At 69.1% G+C, this 3,333-nt stretch carries 2 protein-coding genes; both read right to left on the bottom strand.

The features are described from left to right. Positions 1 to 105 precede the first annotated feature (105 nt). Positions 106 to 2,340: a TonB-dependent siderophore receptor gene (locus JYJ84_RS32100; protein WP_175219997.1), complete on the bottom strand. Its 2,235-nt coding sequence runs from the start codon at positions 2,338 to 2,340 to the stop codon at positions 106 to 108. A gap of 113 nt (positions 2,341 to 2,453) precedes the next feature. Beyond that, the coding region (locus tag JYJ84_RS32095; RefSeq protein WP_205189959.1) for an ABC transporter ATP-binding protein at positions 2,454 to 3,333 on the bottom strand (880 nt) is incomplete at its 5' end.

Below are 3,333 nucleotides of genomic sequence, written 5' to 3'. Positions count from 1 at the left end.
GGCCATCAGCCGGGTAATGACGGGCCAGCGTGACCGCGAGCGCGACCGCGCCCGGCAGCACGCCGCCGATCGCAAGCGCCGCCCGCGTCCCCCAGCCGCCCGCCATCAGAACTGCCCGCGCACGGTCAGCATCACGTTGCGCGGTTCTCCGTAACGGTTGTTCCAGCCGGGCTGGCTCAGGCTCAGGTAGTACTTGCGGTCGAACAGGTTGTTGACGTTGACCGCCGCGCTCCAGTGCTTGTCATAGCGGTAGCCGAGCCGCACGCTCGCGAGCGCGTAGCCGCCCTGGCTCAGCGTCACGCCGTTCGCCTGCGCCGAGTAATTGCTCTGCACCTGTACGCCGCCACCGACGCTCCAGCGCCGTTCCTGCCACGGCAGGTCGTAGTTGGTCCACAACCGGAACAGGTGGCGCGGGTTCAGCAGCGGCGCGAACGAGCCCGCGTTCGCGAGGTTGTCCGCATAGCTCATCGTGTCGTACGTGTAGCTTGCCCACACGCTCCACCACGGCGTGATGCGGCCGTTCGCCTCGAATTCGAAGCCCTGGCTGCGCACGCTGCCGCCGTTCACGTAATAGCAGTTCGGCCCCGCGCACGGATGCGCGAGATCGACCTGCGGGTTGTTGTCGAGATCGATGCGAAACGCCGCGAGCGACACGTTCAGCTTGCCGCCCGCCAGTTCGCCCTTCACGCCCGTCTCGTAGGTGCGCCCCTTCACCGGCGTCAGGATGCCGCCGCCCCACATCGACTTGGTTTGCGGCTGGAACACTTCCGCGTAGCTCGCATACCACGACCAGTCACGCGCGAAATCCCAGATCAGCCCGCCGTACGGCGTGAACTGGTGGCCGGTGTTGTAGTGCGCGCCGAGGCTGTCCTGGTTCCACCAGCTCATGCGGCCACCGAGCACGAGCGTGACGGGTTCCGCGAGCTTGATGCGGCCGAGCCCGTACACGCCCTTCTGCGAAACGTCGTTCTGCTGCGACTGCTGGTACGGGCCGACGCCCGGCTCGGGCACGCTGTCCGGGTTCCAGCGGTACACGTTCACCGGCGTGCCGGACACGTCGCCGAGTAGCTGCGCCGACATCTGACCGCTGCTGCTGTTCGCGTAGGTCACGCCGAACATCAGGTCGTGCGTGAGCCCGAACGCATGCACCGGGCCCTGCACGTTCGCATCGAGGCTGCGGCTGTAGGTGCTGAACCGGTACGCGCCGCCCATCAGCGCGCCGCCCGCGCCGGTCGCCGGGTCGATCGCGCCGAACGAGCCCGCGTACTTCAGGTCGGAGCGCACGCTCTGGTATTCGCCGCTCACCTTCGCCTTCCAGCCGCCGCCAAGCTTCTGCTCGACCGAACCGAACGCGCGCGTCGTGTCCCAGTCGAAGCTGCCCCACGCGGTGTCGAGGAACGTCGAGCGCGACAGGCCGAGGCTCGATCCGTCGCGCGCCATCGGCACGCCGGACATGTCGGGCACCGATCGGGTCGTCTGGTATTGCGCGCCGAACGTGAGCAGCGTGTCGCGCGTCACGTCGACTTCCGTGACGCTGTAGATCGACCGCGTATCCTGCTTTGCGTGGTCGTAGAAGAAATGGCGATCCTCGTACGCGGCGACGAGCCGGCTGCGCACGGTGCCGGCCGCATTGAGCGGCCCGCCGATGTCGGCTTCCGCGCGATAGCGGTCCCAGCTGCCGACGCTCACGCTCGCATTCGCGGAGAACTGGTACTGCGGCCGCTTGCGCACGAGGTTGACCGTCGCGGCCGGGTTGCCCGAGCCGTGCAGCAGGCCGTTCGCGCCGCGCAGGATTTCCACGCGCTCGTACACCGACATGTCCTGCGGCGCGCTCGCCATGTCGCCGATCACGATCGGCACGCCGTCGAATTCGAACGAATCGACCTTGAAGCCGCGCACGAAATACGCGGTGGTGAGCAGCACGTAGGGCTGCACGGTCACGCCCGCCGATTGCTGCATCACTTCGTCGAGCGAGTACAGGTTCTGCTGGTCGATCCGCTCGCGCGTCGTCACGCTGACCGACTGCGGAATCTCCCTCAACGCAAGCGGCATCTTGCCGACCGTCGCGACCGACGGATCGTCGGTCACGCCGCGCGACGCGGTCACCGAAATCGCCTTCAACTCGCCCGCGGCAGGCTTCACGGCGGTCGTCCCTTCCTTCCGGACTTCTGCGCCGGCTGCCGACGCCGGCACCGGCGCCGTCTCGGCAAACGCCGCCGCCGGATGCGCGGCGATCAGCAGGCCGAGATACAGCGACGGACGCCAGCGCCCTCGCCCCAAACGGGCGACGCGCGCGCCCTTCGTCCTTGATCTCCCAGGTTCCAGCACCTCGTACCGCATTCACGCCCCCGTATTTGATAATCGTTCTCATTATCAAATAGAACCGGCGGGCAATTTTTCGATCGAGGGGCTTTTCCTATCGATTCCGGGCACACCGGATCGCATTGTTCACGTCAGTGTTCGGATTCGACCGGCCGGGCTTCCGTGTCCGTATCGGCCGGCGGTGGCGTGTCGGGCGGCCGCCCGGCTCGGGCGAACGTCGCGTACCACGTATCGCGCTCGACCAGCTGCGCATGCGTGCCGGTCGCCCGCACCCGGCCCGCGTCGAGCACGACGATCGTGTCGGCCGCCGCCGCGAGCGCCGGCTGGTGCGTGACGACGATGCGCGTGCGCTGCCCGCGCAGCGCGATGAGGCTGTCGCGCACGCGCCGTGCACTCAGCTCGTCGAGGCTCGCGGTCGGCTCGTCGAACATCAGCACCGGCGCACGCGCCAGCAGCGCGCGTGCGAGGCACGCACGCTGACGCTGCCCGCCCGACAGCAACTGGCCGCCCAGCCCCACGTCGGATTCGAGCCCGTCCGGCAAGCGCTCGGCGTCGCGCAGCAGACCGACCGCGTCCAGCGCGGCGCGCAGTTCGGCATCGGTCGCGTCCGGGTGGCCCATCCGCACGTTCCACGCGAGGCTGCCGCGAAACAACCCGTTGTCCTGGAACACGAGGTTGCGCGTCGCGGCAAGCGTCGCCTCGCTCAGGTGCCGCACATCGGAGCGGCCGAGCAGCACCTGCCCGGTGCCCGGATCGTCGAGCCGCGCGAGCAGGCCCAGCAGCGTGCTCTTGCCAGCCCCCGTCGGGCCGACGATCGCGACGAAGCCGCCCGCCGGGCAATGCAGGTCGACGCCGTCGAGCAGCGTCGCGCCGGTGGCCGAGCGGTAGCCGACGCGCACGGCGTCGACGCTCGCATCGTGTACCGGATTGCCGCGCTCGGGGCTGTCGAAACGCGGCGCATGCAGCACCGCGAGCACCGTGTCGAGCGCGCGCCAGCCGCCACGCAGCGCC

Source organism: Burkholderia sp. LMG 13014 (genome assembly GCF_905232215.1).
Classification (GTDB): Bacteria; Pseudomonadota; Gammaproteobacteria; order Burkholderiales; family Burkholderiaceae; genus Burkholderia.
The sequence above is the reverse complement of the archived record's forward strand: the minus strand, read 5'-3'. Positions and strand labels throughout refer to the sequence as shown.